Genomic DNA, 17485 nt, shown 5'->3' with positions numbered 1-17485 from the left:
TCGGCAATTCGGTCAAATCCGACCCCTTGCGTAGAGATCAGCGGGCGTCAACGGCGGCAATGGCCCGGCGGGCGGTTCCCCCATGAAGCGTCGAAGCAGGCGATACGCCAGAACTCCAGTGACCGCGCAGGTGGCCCCTGCGACGGGGACAGCAGGGGTCATGGGCACGCCGAAAGACCCGGCGCCCCGGCCCACAGCGTCAGGCCGCGCGGGCGGCGGTGATCACTTGCCGAGTTTGGCCAGCTTCTTCTGAAGCTCGGCGAGTTCCTTCTTGATCGCGTCCAGATCCTCTGCGCCCTCTTCGCGCGCGGGACCAGAGCCTGCCGCCATGCCGCCGGTCATGGCCTTCACGAAGGCCTCTTGCTGGGCCTGCATCGCCTCGAAGCCCTTCACGGCCATGGGGTTCACCGAACCCATGTTCTCGACCCACTTGGACTGGCTGTCGCGGAACATCTCGAAGGTATGCGCCAGAAAGGCCGGCACCGCGCTGGTGGCCTGCGTGGTGTAGGATCGCACCAGATCGGTCAGGACATTGATCGGAAGGACCGATTCCCCCTTGCTCTCATGCTCTGCAACAATCTGCAGAAGATACTGCCGGGTCAGGTCGTCGCCGGATTTCAGGTCGACGATCTGGACGTCGCGGCCCTCTCGGATGAAGCCCGCGATATCCTCGAGCGTGACGTAATCCGAGGTCTCCGTGTTGTAGAGACGGCGACTGGCGTATCGCTTGATCAGAAGCGGCTTTTCAGTCATGGCCAAGGGCTCCCCTTCCTCGTGTCTCGCCGCTGTCATGCAGCGTTGCAGAAAAGCCTATGCGAGCGCAGAACAAAAAGGAAGCGTTTGTTTCGGTGATGATTTTTGCGGGTTTCGCGGGCCGAAGAGGGCCTAGAAAAGGCTTCCCTGCTCCGGCGGCCTGGATTTTGCCGCAGGTGCAGCGCGGCGGGCCGGGCCGCCGCCAAGCTTCAGCCTGCCATCCGCGAACTCGATCTCCAGCGCGGTGGCCGCCTCGGCCTGCGCCTTGCTGGTCAGGACCTGGCCCTCGCCGCGCACCACCGCATAGCCGCGCGCCAGCGTGGCGCGGTAGCCCAGCGTCTCGCGCAGGCGATCAAGCGCCTCGACCCGCGCCGTCAGATCGGCCACCCGCGCGCCCTGCGCGCCATCGAGACGGCGGGTCAGCTCGGCCAGCCGCTCGCGACCGGTGGCGATGTCGCGCTTCAGCGGCCGCAGGTCCAGCCGGTCGGCGCGCCGCGCCAGCGCCTCGCGCCGGGCGATCACCAGCCGCGTCAACGCCGGCCCCAGCCGCGCGGCGCGGTCGGCGGCGCGGTTGCGCTCTGCCACGATGGCCCGGTGCAGCGTGGCCGGGCGCAGGCTGCCCGACTGCTCGGTCAGAATCAGGCGCTTGCGGTCGACGGCACGGCGCAGCGCGCCCGGCAGCCGTTCGTCGAGGTGATCCAGCCTCTGGCGCGGGCCGTCCAGCAGCTCCATCGGCCGGGGCAGCGCGCGGGCCAGATCGCGCAGCCGCTGGCCGCGCTGCTCGACCCGGTGGCCCATGGCCCGCGTCATGCGGGCGCCGAAATCCCGCGTCGCCGCCAGAAGCTCCAGCCGCACCGGCACCGCCATTTCGGCGGCGGCGGATGGGGTCGGCGCGCGGCGGTCCGAAGCGTAGTCGATCAGCGTCGTATCGGTCTCGTGCCCCACGGCGGAAATCAGCGGGATCGCACTGGCCGCCGCGGCGCGCACCACGATCTCTTCGTTGAAGCCCCAGAGATCCTCGACCGACCCGCCGCCCCGCGCCACGATCAGCAGGTCGGGCCGCGGCAGCGCGCCGCCCGGGGTCAGGCGGTTGAACCCCTCGATGCCCCGCGCCACCTCGGCGGCGCATTTCGCGCCCTGAACCGCGACCGGCCAGATCAGCACCTTGCGCGGAAACCGGTCGCGCAGCCGGTGCAGGATGTCGCGGATCACCGCGCCAGAGGGCGAGGTCACCACCCCGATGACCTCCGGCAGATAGGGCAAGGGCCTCTTGCGGGCGGCATCGAACAGCCCCTCGGCCTGCAACTGCGCCTTGCGCTTCTCCAGCATGGCCATCAGCGCCCCGGCACCGGCGGGCGCCATGTCCTCGATAACGATCTGGTACTTCGACTGCCCGGGGAAGGTGGTCATGCGCCCGGTGACGATAACCTCCATGCCCTCCTCGGGGCGCATCTGAAGCCGCGCGGCCACGCCCTTCCAGACAATCCCCGAAATCACCGACCGGTCGTCCTTCAGGTCGAGATAGACATGACCCGAGCGCGGGACCATCACCCGTCCCAGCTCGCCGCGCACCCGGACAAAGCCGAACTCGCCCTCGATGGTGCGCTTCACCGCCCCCGAAAGTTCCGAAACGGTGAATTCCGGCGTATTGCCCGGCTCGTCGTCCAGCAGGTCCATGGTGCCTCTCTTGCCCTTCGCGCCGCCCGACCTTAAACCGGCGCGCAACAAAGCGAAACCTGCCCTTCTTCTGTCCTGAAATATCCCGGGGGGCGAGCGCAGCGAGCGGGGCAGAGCCCCGTCCCACGCTGCAAAGGAGACCGACCCGTGAACATCCTCATCCTCGGCAGCGGCGGGCGTGAACATGCGCTGGCCTGGGCGACCCTGCAGAACCCCAAATGCGACAAGCTGATCGTGGCCCCGGGCAACGCGGGCATCGCGCTGATCGCCGAATGCGCGCGGCTGGATATCGAGGACGGCAACGCGGTGGCCGAATTCGCGGGCGAGAACGCCATCGACCTTGTGATCGTCGGGCCAGAGGCGCCGCTGGCCGCCGGGGTGGCGGATCGCCTGCGCGACGCGGGCTTCGCGGTCTTCGGCCCCTCTGCCGCGGCGGCCCGGCTGGAGGCCTCGAAAAGCTTCACCAAGGAAATCTGCGACGCGGCACAGGCCCCCACCGCCGCCTACGGCCATTTCACCGATGCCGAGGCCGCCAAGGCCCATGTGCGCGCAGAGGGCGCGCCCATCGTGGTCAAGGCCGACGGGCTTGCGGCGGGCAAGGGCGTGATCATCGCCGAGAGCGTGGACGAGGCCTGCGCCGCCATCGACGACATGTTCGGCGGCTCCTTCGGCGCGGCGGGCGCCGAGGTGGTGATCGAGGAATTCATGACCGGCGAAGAGGCCTCTTTCTTCGTGCTGGTCGACGGCGAGACCTGCCTGCCGGTGGGCACCGCGCAGGACCACAAGCGCGTCGGCGAGGGCGACACCGGCCCCAATACCGGCGGCATGGGCGCCTATTCTCCGGCGCCGGTGATGACCCCCGAGGTCACGCAGCGCGCGCTGGACGAGATCGTCCGCCCCACCATGGCGGAAATGGCGCGGCGCGGGACGCCCTATCAGGGGGTGCTCTACGTCGGCCTGATGATCGAGGAGGGCGCGCCCCGGCTGGTGGAATACAACGTCCGCTTCGGCGACCCCGAGTGCCAGGTGCTGATGATGCGGCTTGGCGCGCAGGCGCTGGACCTGATGCAGGCCGCCGCCGAGGGCCGCCTGGCCGAGGCACAGGTGACATGGGCCGACGACCACGCCATGACCGTCGTGCTGGCGGCGCGGGGCTATCCCGGCGCCTATGAAAAGGGCAGCGTGATCAAGGGGCTGGATGCCCTGCCCGAGGACAGCTTTCACATGACCTTCCACGCCGGCACCACGACGAAGGACGGGGCGGTGACCGCCTCTGGCGGGCGCGTCCTGAACGCAACCGCGCGCGGCGCCACGCTGGCAGAGGCACAGGCCCGCGCCTATGCGCTGGTCGATGCCATCGACTGGCCAGAGGGTTTCTGCCGCCGCGACATCGGCTGGCGCGCGCTCTGACACCGCGCCCCGCCCCGCCCGTCACGCGCGGGGCGGCGCATCCGGCGGCGCTCCATTGCAATCCGATACGCGATTGCCACGGGGCGAACCGCGCCGCCGTGACGGCATGGCGCGGACGACATGGCGCGGGGGCAGCCACGAACCCGCAAGCGCACCCCGCCCCGTAGGCCGGCAGATCTTCTCCGGCCTGCCGCCCCCTTGGGCAGCAGGCCGCCCGAACGGCTTTGCAATGGAGCGCCAGCCCGGCCCGTGTCACCCGGCCCGCGTCACCTGGCCCGTGTCACCCGGCCTGCGTCACCCGACCGGCGTGATCACCTCGCGCTCGGTCACGATCAGGTCAAGCGGCTGGTCGGTCGGCTCCAGCGGCAGGCCCTCCATCTCCTGCGCGGCAAAGGCAAAGCCCACGGCCAGCGTGGACCGCTTCGCGCGCAGCCTCTCCAACGTGCGGTCGTAAAAGCCACCGCCATAGCCCAGCCGCCCACCGGCGCGGTCGAAGGCCACCAGCGGCACGATCAGCAGCTCCGGCTCCATCCACTCGGGCGTCTCTGGCACCGCCGCGCCGAAGGGGCCGTCGATCAGCGGCATGTCCGGTTCCCACAGCGCGAAGCGCAGCGGCAGCCCGGCGCCCTCGATCACCGGCACGCCGACCGGCCCATGGGCCGCGGCCTCGGCCATGGCGGGCAGCGGGTCGATCTCTGTCCTGATCGGCAGGAAGCCCGAGACCGGCACCCCCCGGTAACCTGCCAGGACCTCGCTCAACCGGCCTGCCGCGCCGGGGATCCCGGCCTGAAACGCAAGTTTCCGGGCTGCAAAGGCCGCCTTGCGGGCCGCGGCCTTGGCCTCTTCCAGCGGCGTCACAGCAGCACCAGAACGGCAAGGCCGAGGAAGGCGAAGAACCCGACCACATCCGTGACCGTCGTCACGAAGGCGCCCGAGGCCAGCGCCGGGTCGACGCCCGCCTTCTCCAGCAGGACCGGGATCATGATCCCGGCCAGACCCGCGATCACGAGGTTGATGATCATGGCAGAGGCGATCACGCCCCCCAGTGCCGGAGAGCCGAACCAGACGATCCCCACGATCCCCATGATCACCGCGAAGGCGCAACCGTTGATCAGACCCACCGCTGCCTCGCGCCGGATGACGCGCCAGATGTTCGCGGTGGTCAGGTCTTTGGTCGCCAAGGCCCGCACCGCAACCGTCAGCGACTGCGTGCCCGCATTGCCCCCCATCGAGGCGACGATGGGCATCAGCACCGCCAGTGCCACGACGGTCGCGATAGCATCCTCGAACTGCGCGATCACAAGGCTGGCCAGCACCGCCGTCACCAGGTTCACCGCCAGCCAGGGAAAGCGCCGCTTGGTGGTCTCGACCACCGAGTCCGACAGGCTCGATTCCTCGTCCACACCGGCCAGACGCAGGATGTCCTCGGCGTTTTCCTCGTCCAGCACCGCCATGGCGTCGTCGATGGTGATCTGGCCCACCAGCCGGTCGTTTTCGTCCACCACCGGGGCCGAGATCAGGTGGTACTGGTTGAAGGCATAGGCCACGTCGCCCTCGTACTGGGTGACGGGGATGGTGTGAAAGGTGTCCTCGACGATGGACTTCAGCAGCACCTCGCGGCGCGAGGCCATCAGCTTGCCCAGCGTGACATTGCCCACGGGGCGCAGCTTGGGGTCCACCAGAACGATGTGGTAGAACTGTTCGGGCAGGTGGTCCGAGTTGCGCAGGAAGTCGATCATCTCGCCGACGTTCCAGTATTCCGGCGCCATCACCACCTCGCGCTGCATCAGGCGCCCGGCGGAATACTCGGGGTAGGTCAGCGACTGTTGCACGGCGGCGCGGTCGCCCGCCTCCAGCGCGCCAAGGATGGCCTCTTGCTGCGGCGCGTCGAGGTCTTCCAGCAGGTCGACCACGTCGTCGCTGTCCAGCTCGCGCACGGCGTCGGCCAGCACCTGCGGGTGCAGGATGCCGATGACTTCCTCGCGGATCGCCTCGTCCAGTTCCGACAGGATCTCGCCGTCGAACTCCTTGCCGTAGAGCTTGATCAGCCGCATCCGGTCGAAGGCGTTGATCTGCTCCAGAAGGTCGGCGATGTCGGCGGCGTGCAGCGGCTCCATCAGGGCGACCAGCTGCGCGCGGTCCTCGACATCGACCGCGTAGAGGATCTGCGCCACCGCCTTGCGGTCCAGCGTATAGGCGTCCTCGCGCTCCGCCTCCGCCGCCAGGGCCTCTGCGTCTTCTGCCATGTTCTGCCCTCCGGATTCCTGCTGGCCGAAACCTAGGGCAAGGTCGCGCGCGGCAACAGGGGGCACGAACGATTTACCTTTCTGCACGCGCAGCATAGGCTGATTTTCGACCAATTGGAGAGCGCGCATGGCCGAAGAAACCCTGCACCTGGGCCAGACCCTGCATTTCGAGGCCGATCCCTTCGCCGCCGGCCCGTCAGCCGCGCGCCACGACAGCGCCGGCGCGATTCTGGTCGCGGACGGCAGGATCCGCGCGCTCGGCAGTGCCGCCAGCCTGCGCGCCGCCCATCCGCGGGCCCGGGTGGTGGACCACGGACAGGCGCTGCTGACCGCGGGCTTCGTCGATGCCCATGTGCATTACCCGCAGACCCGAATCATCGCCAGCTGGGGCAAGCGGCTGATCGACTGGCTGAACAGCTACACCTTCCCCGAGGAAATGCGCCTTGCCGACCCCGCCTATGCGCGCGCCGTGGCGGAAGATTACCTCGACCTCGTGCTGGCACAGGGCACGACGACGGTCTGCAGCTATGCCACCATCCACCCCGACTCGGTCGATGCGATTTTCGAGGCGGCAGAGGCGCGCGGCATGCGGGTGCTGGCGGGCAAGACCTGCATGGACCGCAACGCGCCCGAGGGCCTGCGCGACACGGCGCAATCCGCCTATGACGACAGCAAGGCGCTGCTGGACCGCTGGCACGGGTGCGGGCGCGCCTCCTATGTGATCACGCCGCGCTTCTCGCCCACCTCGACCCCCGAACAACTCTCGGCGCTCGGCGCGCTCTGGGCCGAACACCCGGACTGCCTGATGCAGACCCACCTCAGCGAACAGCTGGACGAAATCGCCTGGGTCCGGTCGCTGTTTCCGCAGGCGCGCGACTACCTCGACACCTACGAGGCACACGGGCTTCTGGGCCCGAACGGCCTCTACGGCCACGCCATCCACCTGGACCCCCGCGAGATCGACCGCCTGTCCGAGGTCGGCGCCGCCCTCGTCCACTGCCCGACCTCGAACAGCTTCATCGGCTCCGGCCTCTTCGACATGGCCGGACTGACCGCGCGCGGCCTGCGCGTGGGGCTGGCCACCGACACCGGCGGCGGCTCGTCCTTCTCGATGCTGCGCACCATGGCGGCGGCCTACGAGATCGGCCAGCTGCGCGGCACGCCGCTGCATGCCAGCCAACTGATCTGGCTCGCCACCCAGGGCTCGGCCCGCGCGCTGCGCCTCGACGACCGCATCGGCAATCTCGCCCCGGGGATGGAGGCGGATTTCATCGCGCTGGACCTCGCCTCGACACCGGCCATCGCGCAGCGCGCGGCACGGGCCGAGGACATCTGGGAAGCCCTCTTCGCGACGATCATGATGGGCGACGACCGCGCCATCGCGGGGACATGGGTCGCAGGCCAAAGGACGTCCCCCGCCGCATCCTGAACGCGCCCCGCGCTTCTTCTGTCCGAAAATATCCCGGGGGGCTCCGCAGGAGCGGGGGCAGAGCCCCCTCTTTGCGCGCCCCTCCGCGCGGTCATTCCCCGGGCCGGGTTCCGACCGCCGCCCCCAGACCGCCGCACCCCGACCGCCGCCCCCACCGGAGCCGCGCCTCAGCAGCCGTCGCGGCCCAGCACCAGCACCCAGATGTCGCCCTGCGCGCGCACCAGCCCGTAGTCCGTGACCTGCGGCATCGCAAGGTTGGCGCGATGGCCCGGCGATGCGACCCAGTCGCCCATGACCTCCGCCAGACGGCCCTGCCCCCTTGCGATGTTCTCGGCCACCGCGCAGGCGCCGTAGCCTGCCCGGCGGACCCGCGCCATGACATCGCTGCCGTCAGAACCGCGATGATCGAAGAACCCGCCCCGCATCATGTCCAGCGCATGGGCCATGGCCGCCGCCTCCAGCGCCTCGGAGGCAGTGACCGGCCCAAGCCCCTGCTCGGCCCGAAACCCGTTCAGCATCTGCCGCGCCTGTTGGGCGCCTGCCGGGTCCACCCCGGCCCCGCAGGCGGCCAGCCCAATCAGCAAAGGGACTATCCACCGCGAAGCCGTCATGACACCCCTCCGAAACCGGTCTCAGGCGCGCTCGGCCAAGGCCCTGGCCAGACGGGTCTGATTGCGGATCGCCTGTTCAAGGTCAAAGCTGACGATCCGTCCGTCCCGCACCACCGCGCGCCCCTCGACCAAAAGATGGCACACGCGGGTCGGCCCGGCCAGCAAAAGTGCCGCCGGATCCCAGCTTCCGGCGCTCTCGATGCCCGAGACATCCCAAAGCGCCAGATCGGCGCGCTTGCCCACCGCGACCTGACCGCAATCGGCGCGGCCCAGCACCTCGGCCCCGCCGCGTGTCGCGATCCACAGCGCCTCGCGCGCGCTCATGGCGTCGGCGCCGCGCGCCACCCGTTGCAGCAGCATCGCCTGCCGCGCCTCGCCCACCAGAGACCCCGCGTCGTTCGAGGCCGATCCGTCGACCCCAAGACCGACCCTTACCCCGGCGTCGCGCATGGCGCGGACCGGGGCGATCCCCGACCCCAGCCGGCAATTGGAACAGGGGCAATGCGCCACCCCGGTGCGCGACCGGGCAAAGAGGTCGATCTCGGCCCCGTCCAGCTTCACGCAATGGGCGTGCCAGACATCCTCGCCGGTCCAGCCCAGATCTTCGGCATATTGACCGGGGCGGCAGCCGAACTGCGCCTCGGAATAGGCGATGTCCTCGTCGTTCTCGGCCAGATGCGTGTGCAGCATCACGCCCTTGTCTCGCGCCAGCAGGGCGGCGTCGCGCATCAGCTCGCGGCTGACGCTGAAAGGCGAACAGGGCGCCACGCCGACGCGCACCATGGCCCCCTCACGCGGGTCGTGGAAGGCGTCGATCACCCGGATGCAATCCTCGAGGATCGCCGCCTCGCGCTCCACCAGCGCATCCGGCGGCAGCCCGCCCGCGCTTTCGCCAATGCTCATGGCGCCGCGCGTCGGATGAAAGCGCAGCCCGACCTCGGCGGCGGCATGGATGGTGTCCTCCAGCCGGGCGCCGTTGGGGTAGAGGTACAGGTGATCCGAGGACAGCGTGCAGCCCGACAGCGCCAGTTCCGCCAGCCCGATCTGGGCCGAGACGAAGATCTCTTCGGGGCCGAACCGGGACCAGATCGGATAGAGCGTCTTGAGCCAGCCGAACAGCAGCGCGTCCTGCCCGCCCGGCACCGCGCGGGTCAGGGTCTGGTACAGGTGGTGGTGCGTGTTCACCAATCCCGGTGTCACGACATGGCGCGCGGCATCGATCACCTCGGCCCCCGCCGGATCCAGCCCCGACCCGATCCCGGCGATCACCCCGTCGCGGATGCGGATGTCGGTGTTTGCAAGCTCTGCCCCGGCATCGTCCATGGTCAGGACGGTGCGCGCATTGCGAATGAGAATGTCGGTCTGTGTCATGTCAGCCCCTCACGATCTGCCCTTTTCGGTGAGAGACGAAAACGACGCCCGCCGGAAAAGGGAAAGTGCGCGGGGCCGCGCGGCAAGCCTAGACCGTGGACCGCAGGAGGTCCAGCGCCGCCGCATGCACCGACGGGTTCGCCGCCGCCAGCGCGCGACCGCCGCCATGCGCCGGGCCACCCTGCCAGTCGGTGACGACGCCGCCCGCCGCCTCGATCACCGCGATCGGCGCCTGGATATCATAGGCCTGAAGCCCCGCTTCGATCACAAGGTCGATCTGTCCCGCCGCCAGCAGCGCATAGGCGTAGCAATCCATCCCGTAGCGCACCAGCTTGACCTGCTCTGCGACGCGCCGGAAGGCCGCGCCCTCCTCGGGGGTCCCGACCTCGGGAAATGTCGTGAAGAGAACCGCATCGGACAGCCCCGCCGTCGTCCGCGTCGTCAGCGGTGCGCCGCCATGCGGTCCGGTCCATTCGGCCAGCCCGGGGCCGCCGACAAAGCGTTCCTGCGTATAGGGCTGGTCGATGACCCCCAGAAACGGGCCGCTTTCGTCGCTGACCGCGATCAGCACGCCCCAGGTCGGGGTTCCGGACAGGAAGCCGCGTGTTCCGTCGATGGGATCGAGCACCCAGGTCAACCCGCTGGACCCGTCGGAGCGCCCGAACTCCTCGCCAAGAATGGCATCCTGTGGCCGGCGCCGCGCCAACACAGTGCGCATCGCCTCTTCGGCGGCGCGGTCGGCCTGCGTCACCGGATCGAAGCCTTCTGCCGCCTTGTTGGCCGCCGACAGGTCGGCACGCCGGAACCACGGCAGGATGGCCGCTCGCGCGGCATCCGCCACCGCATGGGCGGTGGCAATCAGCTCGTTCTCGATATCACGGTTTCGTCCCGCCATGTGCGTTCTCCCTTCGCCGGCGAAGGGCTAGCGCAGGCGCGGGCCGGGCTCAAGCCACGTCGGACATCACCCGGGCCAGTTCGAACAGGCGGCGGCGCTGGTTCTCGGGCATCGCGTAATAGGAACGCACGAGATCCAGGGCTTCCTTGTCGCCAAGGATGTCCGCCGGGACACTGTCGGTGGCATCGACCTCGGCGCCTTCGTTTTCGATACCCTCGAAGAAGAAGCTGACCGGCACTTCCAGAGCGTCGGCGATGTCCCACAGCCGAGAGGCGCTGACCCGGTTCGCGCCGGTTTCGTACTTCTGAATCTGCTGGAACTTGATGCCGACCCGTTCGGCCAGTTGCTGCTGGGTCATGCCCACAAGCCAGCGGCGGTGGCGAATGCGCTTGCCGACATGTACATCAACGGGGTGTGCCATCAAAATCTTCCTATTACTACGGGTTGCGTTTCAGACTTGGCAAAGCCATCGAATCCCGGCTCCAAAACATGCCTCATCCTGCACGTGTATGGCGTAAGGTGCTACATCATTTCAGGATCAAAAATCAAGCAAATCACGCGCCCGATGATAGCAAACAGGCTCCAGAAACACCACAAAGTTGAAATATTGCCGTTTTTGTCACTGTTTCTGATTTTTTCCCCGTCACTTCGTCCCCTATCCCCGCCTCGGGAACGCGTTTAACAAAGTTTAAACAGAACGGAGTCCCCATGCGCGCGCTTTTGCTCTCTTCCCACGAATCTCCCCCCTCTCTTGTCGAGGTCGCAGAGCCCACCCCCGCAGAGGGGGAAATCCTGGTCCGCATTGCAGCCTGCGGTCTGAATTTCGCGGATCTGCTGATGATGAAGGGCACCTATCAGGACACCCCCGCCCTGCCCTTCGTCATGGGCATGGAGGTCGCGGGCCGCGTCGAGGCGGTCGGTGCCGGGGTGACGGCTTTCGCCCCCGGCGACCGGGTTGCGGTCTACGGCGGTCAGGGCGGGCTGGCGGAACTCGGCTGCTTCCCGGCAGAGCGCGCGGTGAAGCTGCCCGACAGCATGGGCTGGACCGAAGCCGCGGCCTTCCAGATCGCCTACGGCACCAGCCACCTGGCGCTGGACCACCGCGCGCGGTTGCAACCGGGCGAAACGCTGCTGGTGCTGGGCGCGGCGGGCGGGGTCGGCCTGACGGCTGTCGAGATCGGCCACCTGATGGGCGCGCGGGTCGTCGCCTGCGCCCGCGGCGCCGACAAGCTGGAGGCCGCCAGGGCCGCCGGTGCCGATGTGCTGATCGATGCCACCACGCAGGATATCCGCGCCGAAATGAAAGCGCTCGGCGGCGCCGATGTGGTCTACGATCCTGTCGGAGGCGAGCAGTTCGCCGCCGCCTTCCGCGCCTGCCGTCCCGAGGCGCGGATCCTGACCATCGGCTTCGCCAGCGGCGAGGTCCCGCAGATCAAGGCGAACCACCTGCTGGTCAAGAACCTCTCGGTGCTGGGCCTCTACTGGGGCGGCTACCTGAACTTCCGCCCCGAGGTTCTGACCCGCTCTCTGCAGCAGTTGATCGCCTGGCATGGCGAAGGCCGCCTGACCCCGCATGTCAGCAATGTCCTGCCGCTGGACCGCGCCGAAGAGGGCATGGCCCTGCTGCGCGACCGGAAGTCCACCGGCAAGGTCGTGGTCACGATCCAGGATCTCTGAGCACGACACCGCCGGGCCCTGGCCCATGTGGCGCCCCGCTGCGCCTCGGCAGAGGCACGGCCGGGACGCCCGGAAGGCGGCGGCCGCTACCCCGCCTCTTTCGCCCAGACCATGTCGATCATCGCCTGCGTGCCCCGGCTGAACTCCAGCGGGCAGGCATAGGCGGCGCCGTCCAGAACGCTGGCGTTGAACGCTTCGACCTGATGGACGTAATGGTTGTCCGCCGGGAAGCGGTGGACCGTCTCGACAAGATCGGCGGATTGCACGACCACCCGCGCCTCGCCGTAGACATTGGCGTTGAAGGGCGCGGTCAGGCGCATCACGCCGCTCTCGCCGTGGAACACCATCTCTTGCCAGGGCGCCATGCGCATCGACACCACGCCGCTGTAGTGGAAGGACGGGAATTGCGCGGTGATATGGGTCCAGACATCGACCCCGTTCTCGCGCTCCACCTTCGCCGACAGGATCTCTGACGGCTCCTCGCCGGTGACGAAGCGGGCCGCGCCGTAGATGTAGACGCCGATGTCGGGCACCGCGCCGCCGCCGGTCTCGGGGCGGTTGCGGATATTGCCCGCATCGCGGTTGTCGAAGGAAAACGCCCCCGAGACCCGCACCAGCCTGCCGATGGCCCCGGCCTCGAACAGCGCCTTCGCCTTCTGCCACTGCGGATGATGCACGATCATATAGGCCTCGGCGGCACAAAGCCCGCTGCGGTCGCGCGCCGCGATCACCGCGTCGAAGTCGCTTGCCTTCATCGCAAGGGGCTTTTCGACCAGCACGTGCTTGCCCGCCTCCAGCGCCTTCAGCGCCCAGTCCACATGCAGGTGGTTGGGCAGCGGCACATAGACCGCATCGATGCCGGGATCGTCCAGCAGCGCCTCGTAGCTGTCATGCACCCGCAGGTCCGGCGCAAAGGCCTGAAACGGCGCGGCCTTCCCGGCGCTGGAGGTGGCCAGCGCCGCCAGCCGCCCGCGCCCGGCTGCGTGGATCGCCGGCCCCATGTGCCGCCGTGCGAAATTCGCCGCGCCCAGAATGCCCCAGTTCACCGTCTCCATGCCTTCCCCCCATGATGTTTGCGCCACCATGACGGTGCCGCCGGAGGGGGTCAATGCGGGCGGGTCACTCGTCCGATGGCAGAAGCGGCCAGGGGCTTCGCGTCTTGGTCCGGCGCAGCACGAAATGCGTCTGGCTCGCCCGCACCAGACCGCTGCCGAGGATCCCGCGCATCAGGAAGGTCTCCAGATCCTCGGGATCGCGCGCCGCGACCTTCAGGATGAAATCGCTGCCCCCGGTGACAGAGGCGCATTCGACAATGCGTTCCTCGCGCTCCACCAGCCCCGCGAACTGGTTGATCGTCCGCTCCTGATGGTCGACGAGGCTGACGAAGACATAGGCCAGCGCGTCCAGCCCCAGCTTCTTCGGATCCAGCCGGGCGACATAGCCCTTGATGGCGCCCGCTTCTTCCAGCCGCTTGACCCGCCGCCAGCAGGGCGAGGGCGAGAGGCCGGCGGCCTCGGCAAGGTCCTGTACGCTTGCCTTGCCGTCCTTTTGCAAGTGCGCCAGGAGCTTTCTGTCCACGGAATCGAGTTTGAGAGGCACGGTCTTCCTTCCTCTGCCGGTTCAGGGGAACGAGCTAGCGCAGGCCCCGGCGTTATCCATGGCATTCGACAAGATTTGCCCCGCCTCCCCGTCCATGCTTGCAGAAACGGAGGACCCAATGCCCAAATCGACCAAGTATCTCGCCAAATTGCCCGATGCCCATGGCTTCATCGACTATACCGCCGAAGAGGACGCGGTCTGGCGCGATCTCTACGCGATGCAGGCCCCGCAGGTCGCCCGGCACAGCGCGCAGCCCTATCTGGACGGCCTTGCCCGCATCGCGCTGCCGCAGGACCGGGTGCCGCAATGCCCCGAGATTTCCGAGCGGCTGGGCGAGATGACCGGCTGGCGGGTCGAGCCGGTGCCCGCGCTGATTCCCTTCGGGCGCTTCTTCGGCATGCTGGCCGACAGAACCTTTCCGGCCGCCTCCTTCATGCGCTCGCGCGAGGATTTCGACTACATCGAAGAGCCCGACATCTTCCACGAGCTCTTTGGCCATACGCCGCTTCTGACCGATCCGCGCTTTGCCGCCTTCAGCCAGGCCATCGGCGCCGCCGGGCGCGACGCCGACCCCAAGGACTACGCCTGGCTGATCCGCCTCTACTGGTTCACCATCGAATTCGGCCTGATGCGGGAAGGCACGGGGGTGAAGGCGCTTGGCTCCGGCCTGGCCTCTTCCCCGGAAGAGCTGGAGTGGAGCGTCTCGGGCCAGCCGCAATACCGGCCCTTCGACATCATCGACATCCTGCGCACGCCCTACCGCATCGACATCCCGCAGCCGATCTACTTCGTCCTCGAGGATCTCGATACGCTGTTTGCCGCCGCAGAGCGGGACCTGCTGAAGGATGTGGCACAGGCGCAGCGGCTGGGCCTGCATGCGCCCGCCTATCCGCCGAAAGCCGCCTGACCCTTGTGCCGAGACATGAATGAGACATGAAAAAGCCCCCGTCCGGGTCAGCCGGGCGGGGGCGTCGGTTCGATGGGGCGGCCTCAGCTGGCGGGCAGCATCCCCTGTTCCCTGGCCAGTTCGCGCATCCGGGTCTGCAGCTTCTCGAAGGCCCGCACCTCGATCTGCCGGATCCGTTCCCGAGAGACATCGTAGACGCCCGACAGGTCCTCCAGCGTCACCGGCTGGTCGCTCAGGCGGCGCTGGGTGAGGATATCGCGCTCGCGGTCGTTCAGCACGTCCATGGCCTCTGCCAGAAGCGCGCGCCGCGATTCCAGCTCGTCACGCTCGGCGTAGTCACCGGCCTGATCGGCGTCTTCGTCCTCCAGCCAGTCCTGCCACTGCATCGAGCCTTCGCCCTCGGAGCCGATGGTCGCGTTCAGCGAGGCATCGCCACCCGACAGCCGCCGGTTCATGCTGATCACCTCGGTCTCGGTCACGCCGAGGTCATGGGCGATCTTCTGCACGTGCTCGGGCCGCAGGTCGCCGTCCTCCAGCGCGCCGATGCGGCTTTTCGCCTTGCGCAGGTTGAAGAACAGCTTCTTTTGCGCCGAGGTCGTGCCCAGCTTCACAAGGCTCCACGACCGCAGGATGTATTCCTGGATCGAGGCGCGGATCCACCACATCGCGTAGGTCGCAAGGCGAAAGCCCTTTTCCGGGTCGAAGCGCTTGACCGCCTGCATGAGGCCGACATTGGCCTCGGAAATCACCTCGGCCTGCGGCAGTCCGTAGCCGCGATAGCCCATGGCGATCTTGGCGGCGAGCCGCAGGTGAGAGGTCACCAGCTGGTGCGCCGCGCCGGTGTCCTCATCCTCGACCCAGCGTTTCGCCAGCATGTATTCCTGTTCCGGTTCCAGAAGAGGGAACTTGCGGATTTCCTGAAGGTAGCGGCTCAGGCCCGCTTCGGGCGACGGAGCCGGAAGATTGGCATAGTTGCTCACGTTCCTGTCCCTTTCATGTTACGCGGCTTAACATCAACATGGTGTGCCATGGCCGCGGTTACAAGATGTGTTCGCTTTCAAACGTTGATACGCAGTTAAGGTTGCTTTCCGTCGCTGTAACCATTGTGACAGCGCCCTCACGCGGCTGTGCAAAAGATCTGCCCCGCATGCGGATCCGCACGGCCCTCATTCAAAATCGGGGCACTTTTCTACACATCCGCATCGGTTAATGTCAAGCCAGACCGCCCGTCATGAAAGCCTCCGATGCCCGCACAGCCCCTGCCCGCCCCCACCCGTGCCGTCCGTCTTGCCGGATTGCTGTACCTTGCCATCATCGTCACCGGCCTCTCGGCGGAACTGCTACTGCGCGGGCCGCTGCTGGCCGGCGGGCCCGAGCAGATCGCCGCGTCCGTCTCTGCCGCCCTGCCGCGCTTCCGCATGGCACTGTTGGCGGATCTGGTCATGCTGGGCGCCGATATCACGCTGGCGCTGCAGTTCTGGCGCCTTCTGCGCGGCGTCTCGGAAGGCGCGGCGCTCGCGGCCATGGTGCTGCGGCTGATGCAGGCGACACTGATCGGCGCGGCGCTGGTGCTGCTGTCGGCCCTGCCCTTCGCCCTTGCGCAGGGAGAGATTGCGCTGGCCGCCCTGCTCGCAGAGCTGCATGCGACCGGCTACGATGTCGGCCTGATCCTGTTCGGCGCCAACAGCCTGATCATGGCGCGGCTGCTGTGCATGTCTGGCGGGGTGCCAAAGGTCATCCTCGGCGGCATCGCGCTGTCGGGCCTTGTCTACATGACCGGCGGCCTCGCCCGCCTTGCCGCCCCCGCCGCGCTGGAGGTGCTCCAATACGCCTATGCCCTGCCGATGCTGGCGGAAAGCGCGCTCTGCCTCTGGCTGCTGGTCAGGGGGCGGATCTGAGCGCCGCGATCAGCTGGCTCATGTCCTCCGGCAGGGGCGCCTCGAACAGCAGGGCCTCGCCGGTGGCGGGATGCTCGAACCCCAGTTCCGCCGCATGCAGGGCCTGCCGGGGAAACCGGCTGGCCGCCGCATGGCCGGCGGGGCTCAGCGCCTTTTCCGGGACCCTGCGGCGCCCGCCGTAGGTCTGGTCGCCGACAAGCGCATGGCCCGCATGGGCCATGTGCACGCGGATCTGGTGGGTGCGCCCGGTCTCCAGCCGGCACTCCACCAGCGCCATGCTTGCGGGCGTGCCAAAGCGTTCCAGCGTTCGGGCATGGGTGATCGCGTGCCGCCCCTGCCCGTCGAAATAGACCGCCTGCCGCTGCCGGTCGGTCTTGTGCCGCGCCAGCCCGCTGGTGATCGTCAGCACCCCGGCGCCCGAGGACGACACCCCCCGCATGCCCATCAGGCGCGGGTCGGCAAGGTCCGGCACGCCATGCACGACGGCACGATAGGCCCGCCGCGCCGTGTGTTTCTCGAATTGCCGGGCAAGCCCGTGGTGCGCCCGGTCGGACTTTGCCACCACCAGAAGGCCGCTGGTGTCCTTGTCGATGCGGTGGACGATGCCGGGCCGCTTCTCTCCGCCGATGCCAGAGAGGTCGCCCCCGAAGTGGTGCAGCAGCGCATTGACCAGCGTGCCGTCCGGCGTTCCGGGGGCCGGGTGCACCACCATCCCGGCGGGCTTGTCGATCACCAGCAGGTCCTCGTCCTCGAAGAGGATGACCAGCGGAATGTCCTGCGCCACCACGTCGTAGTCCCGGGCCTCGGGCACCGCGATGGTCACGGTGTCCCCTTCCGCCACAGGGGCCTTGGGGTTCGCGGCCATCGCGCCGTTCACCGTCACGGCGCCCTCGGCGATCAGCCGCGCGAGGCGGGTGCGCGACAGGGCGGCCTGCTCTGGCACATCGCGCGCAAGCGCCTTATCTAGGCGCGGCGGCGGATCGGCCGCAATTGTCACGCGAAGGATGGTCAT

General features: G+C 68.3%; 17 protein-coding genes. 5 read left to right on the top strand and 12 right to left on the bottom strand.

Going from position 1 to position 17485, the window contains the following annotated elements:
* Nucleotides 1-222: 222 nt before the first annotated feature.
* The gene (gene phaR, locus ACN5KJ_RS01375; RefSeq protein ID WP_347167252.1) at nucleotides 223-759 is read right to left on the bottom strand and encodes a polyhydroxyalkanoate synthesis repressor PhaR; all 537 of its coding nucleotides are present in this window, start codon (nucleotides 757-759) and stop codon (nucleotides 223-225) included.
* A 126-nt stretch (nucleotides 760-885) separates the two neighbouring features.
* Nucleotides 886-2430: an exodeoxyribonuclease VII large subunit gene (xseA, locus tag ACN5KJ_RS01370; RefSeq protein WP_418591753.1), complete on the bottom strand. Its 1545-nt coding sequence runs from the start codon at nucleotides 2428-2430 to the stop codon at nucleotides 886-888.
* A 147-nt stretch (nucleotides 2431-2577) separates the two neighbouring features.
* On the opposite strand from xseA, the gene purD reads away from it, so the two are divergent.
* On the top strand, nucleotides 2578-3840 hold the full coding sequence (purD, locus tag ACN5KJ_RS01365; RefSeq protein WP_418591752.1) for a phosphoribosylamine--glycine ligase: 1263 nt from the start codon (nucleotides 2578-2580) through the stop codon (nucleotides 3838-3840).
* Nucleotides 3841-4134: 294 nt separating this feature from the next.
* On the opposite strand, the gene ACN5KJ_RS01360 is transcribed toward purD, so the two are convergent.
* Together ACN5KJ_RS01360 and mgtE are read right to left on the bottom strand one after the other, a co-directional pair.
* The gene (locus ACN5KJ_RS01360; protein WP_418591751.1) at nucleotides 4135-4698 is read right to left on the bottom strand and encodes a 5-formyltetrahydrofolate cyclo-ligase; all 564 of its coding nucleotides are present in this window, start codon (nucleotides 4696-4698) and stop codon (nucleotides 4135-4137) included.
* Nucleotides 4695-6086: a magnesium transporter gene (gene mgtE / locus ACN5KJ_RS01355; protein ID WP_418591750.1), complete on the bottom strand. Its 1392-nt coding sequence runs from the start codon at nucleotides 6084-6086 to the stop codon at nucleotides 4695-4697. Before mgtE ends, ACN5KJ_RS01360 begins: the two co-directional genes overlap by 4 nt.
* A gap of 127 nt (nucleotides 6087-6213) precedes the next feature.
* On the opposite strand from mgtE, the gene guaD reads away from it, so the two are divergent.
* Nucleotides 6214-7515, top strand: coding sequence for a guanine deaminase (guaD, locus tag ACN5KJ_RS01350; RefSeq protein ID WP_418591749.1), 1302 nt, complete (start codon nucleotides 6214-6216; stop codon nucleotides 7513-7515).
* A 167-nt stretch (nucleotides 7516-7682) separates the two neighbouring features.
* Here the strand turns inward: guaD and ACN5KJ_RS01345 are convergent, their stop codons facing one another.
* The 4 genes from ACN5KJ_RS01345 to ACN5KJ_RS01330 form a co-directional block, all read right to left on the bottom strand.
* Nucleotides 7683-8099, bottom strand: a complete 417-nt coding sequence (locus ACN5KJ_RS01345; protein ID WP_418591748.1) for a CAP domain-containing protein — start codon at nucleotides 8097-8099, stop codon at nucleotides 7683-7685.
* 48 nt (nucleotides 8100-8147) lie between these two features.
* The gene (locus tag ACN5KJ_RS01340) at nucleotides 8148-9497 is read right to left on the bottom strand and encodes an 8-oxoguanine deaminase (protein ID WP_418591747.1); all 1350 of its coding nucleotides are present in this window, start codon (nucleotides 9495-9497) and stop codon (nucleotides 8148-8150) included.
* Nucleotides 9498-9585: 88 nt separating this feature from the next.
* Complete coding sequence (hisN, locus tag ACN5KJ_RS01335) at nucleotides 9586-10392, bottom strand: histidinol-phosphatase (protein ID WP_418591746.1); 807 nt, start codon at nucleotides 10390-10392, stop codon at nucleotides 9586-9588.
* Nucleotides 10393-10441: 49 nt separating this feature from the next.
* The gene (locus ACN5KJ_RS01330) at nucleotides 10442-10813 is read right to left on the bottom strand and encodes a helix-turn-helix transcriptional regulator (protein WP_347167245.1); all 372 of its coding nucleotides are present in this window, start codon (nucleotides 10811-10813) and stop codon (nucleotides 10442-10444) included.
* A gap of 287 nt (nucleotides 10814-11100) precedes the next feature.
* Here ACN5KJ_RS01330 and ACN5KJ_RS01325 point away from each other — a divergent pair, with 287 nt between their 5' ends.
* Nucleotides 11101-12069, top strand: a complete 969-nt coding sequence (locus ACN5KJ_RS01325; RefSeq protein WP_418591745.1) for an NADPH:quinone oxidoreductase family protein — start codon at nucleotides 11101-11103, stop codon at nucleotides 12067-12069.
* An 86-nt stretch (nucleotides 12070-12155) separates the two neighbouring features.
* Here the strand turns inward: ACN5KJ_RS01325 and ACN5KJ_RS01320 are convergent, their stop codons facing one another.
* Nucleotides 12156-13124, bottom strand: coding sequence for a Gfo/Idh/MocA family protein (locus ACN5KJ_RS01320; RefSeq protein ID WP_418591744.1), 969 nt, complete (start codon nucleotides 13122-13124; stop codon nucleotides 12156-12158).
* Nucleotides 13125-13188: 64 nt separating this feature from the next.
* Nucleotides 13189-13668, bottom strand: a complete 480-nt coding sequence (locus tag ACN5KJ_RS01315; RefSeq protein WP_347167242.1) for an Lrp/AsnC family transcriptional regulator — start codon at nucleotides 13666-13668, stop codon at nucleotides 13189-13191.
* A gap of 118 nt (nucleotides 13669-13786) precedes the next feature.
* Here ACN5KJ_RS01315 and phhA point away from each other — a divergent pair, with 118 nt between their 5' ends.
* Nucleotides 13787-14575, top strand: a complete 789-nt coding sequence (gene phhA, locus ACN5KJ_RS01310; RefSeq protein ID WP_418591743.1) for a phenylalanine 4-monooxygenase — start codon at nucleotides 13787-13789, stop codon at nucleotides 14573-14575.
* Nucleotides 14576-14658: 83 nt separating this feature from the next.
* Here phhA and rpoH read toward each other — a convergent pair whose 3' ends face one another.
* Nucleotides 14659-15555, bottom strand: coding sequence for an RNA polymerase sigma factor RpoH (gene rpoH / locus ACN5KJ_RS01305; protein ID WP_418591742.1), 897 nt, complete (start codon nucleotides 15553-15555; stop codon nucleotides 14659-14661).
* A 264-nt stretch (nucleotides 15556-15819) separates the two neighbouring features.
* Here rpoH and ACN5KJ_RS01300 point away from each other — a divergent pair, with 264 nt between their 5' ends.
* Nucleotides 15820-16473, top strand: coding sequence for a DUF4386 domain-containing protein (locus ACN5KJ_RS01300; RefSeq protein WP_418591741.1), 654 nt, complete (start codon nucleotides 15820-15822; stop codon nucleotides 16471-16473).
* Here ACN5KJ_RS01300 and ACN5KJ_RS01295 read toward each other — a convergent pair.
* Nucleotides 16457-17485: an RluA family pseudouridine synthase gene (locus tag ACN5KJ_RS01295; RefSeq protein ID WP_418591740.1), complete on the bottom strand. Its 1029-nt coding sequence runs from the start codon at nucleotides 17483-17485 to the stop codon at nucleotides 16457-16459. The genes ACN5KJ_RS01300 and ACN5KJ_RS01295 overlap by 17 nt on opposite strands.

Source organism: Ponticoccus sp. (in: a-proteobacteria) (genome assembly GCF_048381735.1).
The sequence above is the reverse complement of the archived record's forward strand: the minus strand, read 5'-3'. Positions and strand labels throughout refer to the sequence as shown.

Bases quoted from the DNA above. Each gene is read 5' to 3' on its own strand.
- xseA (WP_418591753.1), bottom strand. From the start codon at position 2,430: ATGGACCTGCTGGACGACGAGCCGGGCAATACGCCGGAATTCACCGTT.
- mgtE (WP_418591750.1), bottom strand. From the start codon at position 6,086: ATGGCAGAAGACGCAGAGGCCCTGGCGGCGGAGGCGGAGCGCGAGGAC.
- guaD (WP_418591749.1), top strand. From the start codon at position 6,214: ATGGCCGAAGAAACCCTGCACCTGGGCCAGACCCTGCATTTCGAGGCC.
- ACN5KJ_RS01340 (WP_418591747.1), bottom strand. From the start codon at position 9,497: ATGACACAGACCGACATTCTCATTCGCAATGCGCGCACCGTCCTGACC.
- hisN (WP_418591746.1), bottom strand. From the start codon at position 10,392: ATGGCGGGACGAAACCGTGATATCGAGAACGAGCTGATTGCCACCGCC.
- ACN5KJ_RS01330 (WP_347167245.1), bottom strand. From the start codon at position 10,813: ATGGCACACCCCGTTGATGTACATGTCGGCAAGCGCATTCGCCACCGC.
- ACN5KJ_RS01325 (WP_418591745.1), top strand. From the start codon at position 11,101: ATGCGCGCGCTTTTGCTCTCTTCCCACGAATCTCCCCCCTCTCTTGTC.
- ACN5KJ_RS01320 (WP_418591744.1), bottom strand. From the start codon at position 13,124: ATGGAGACGGTGAACTGGGGCATTCTGGGCGCGGCGAATTTCGCACGG.
- phhA (WP_418591743.1), top strand. From the start codon at position 13,787: ATGCCCAAATCGACCAAGTATCTCGCCAAATTGCCCGATGCCCATGGC.
- ACN5KJ_RS01300 (WP_418591741.1), top strand. From the start codon at position 15,820: ATGCCCGCACAGCCCCTGCCCGCCCCCACCCGTGCCGTCCGTCTTGCC.
- ACN5KJ_RS01295 (WP_418591740.1), bottom strand. From the start codon at position 17,485: ATGACCATCCTTCGCGTGACAATTGCGGCCGATCCGCCGCCGCGCCTA.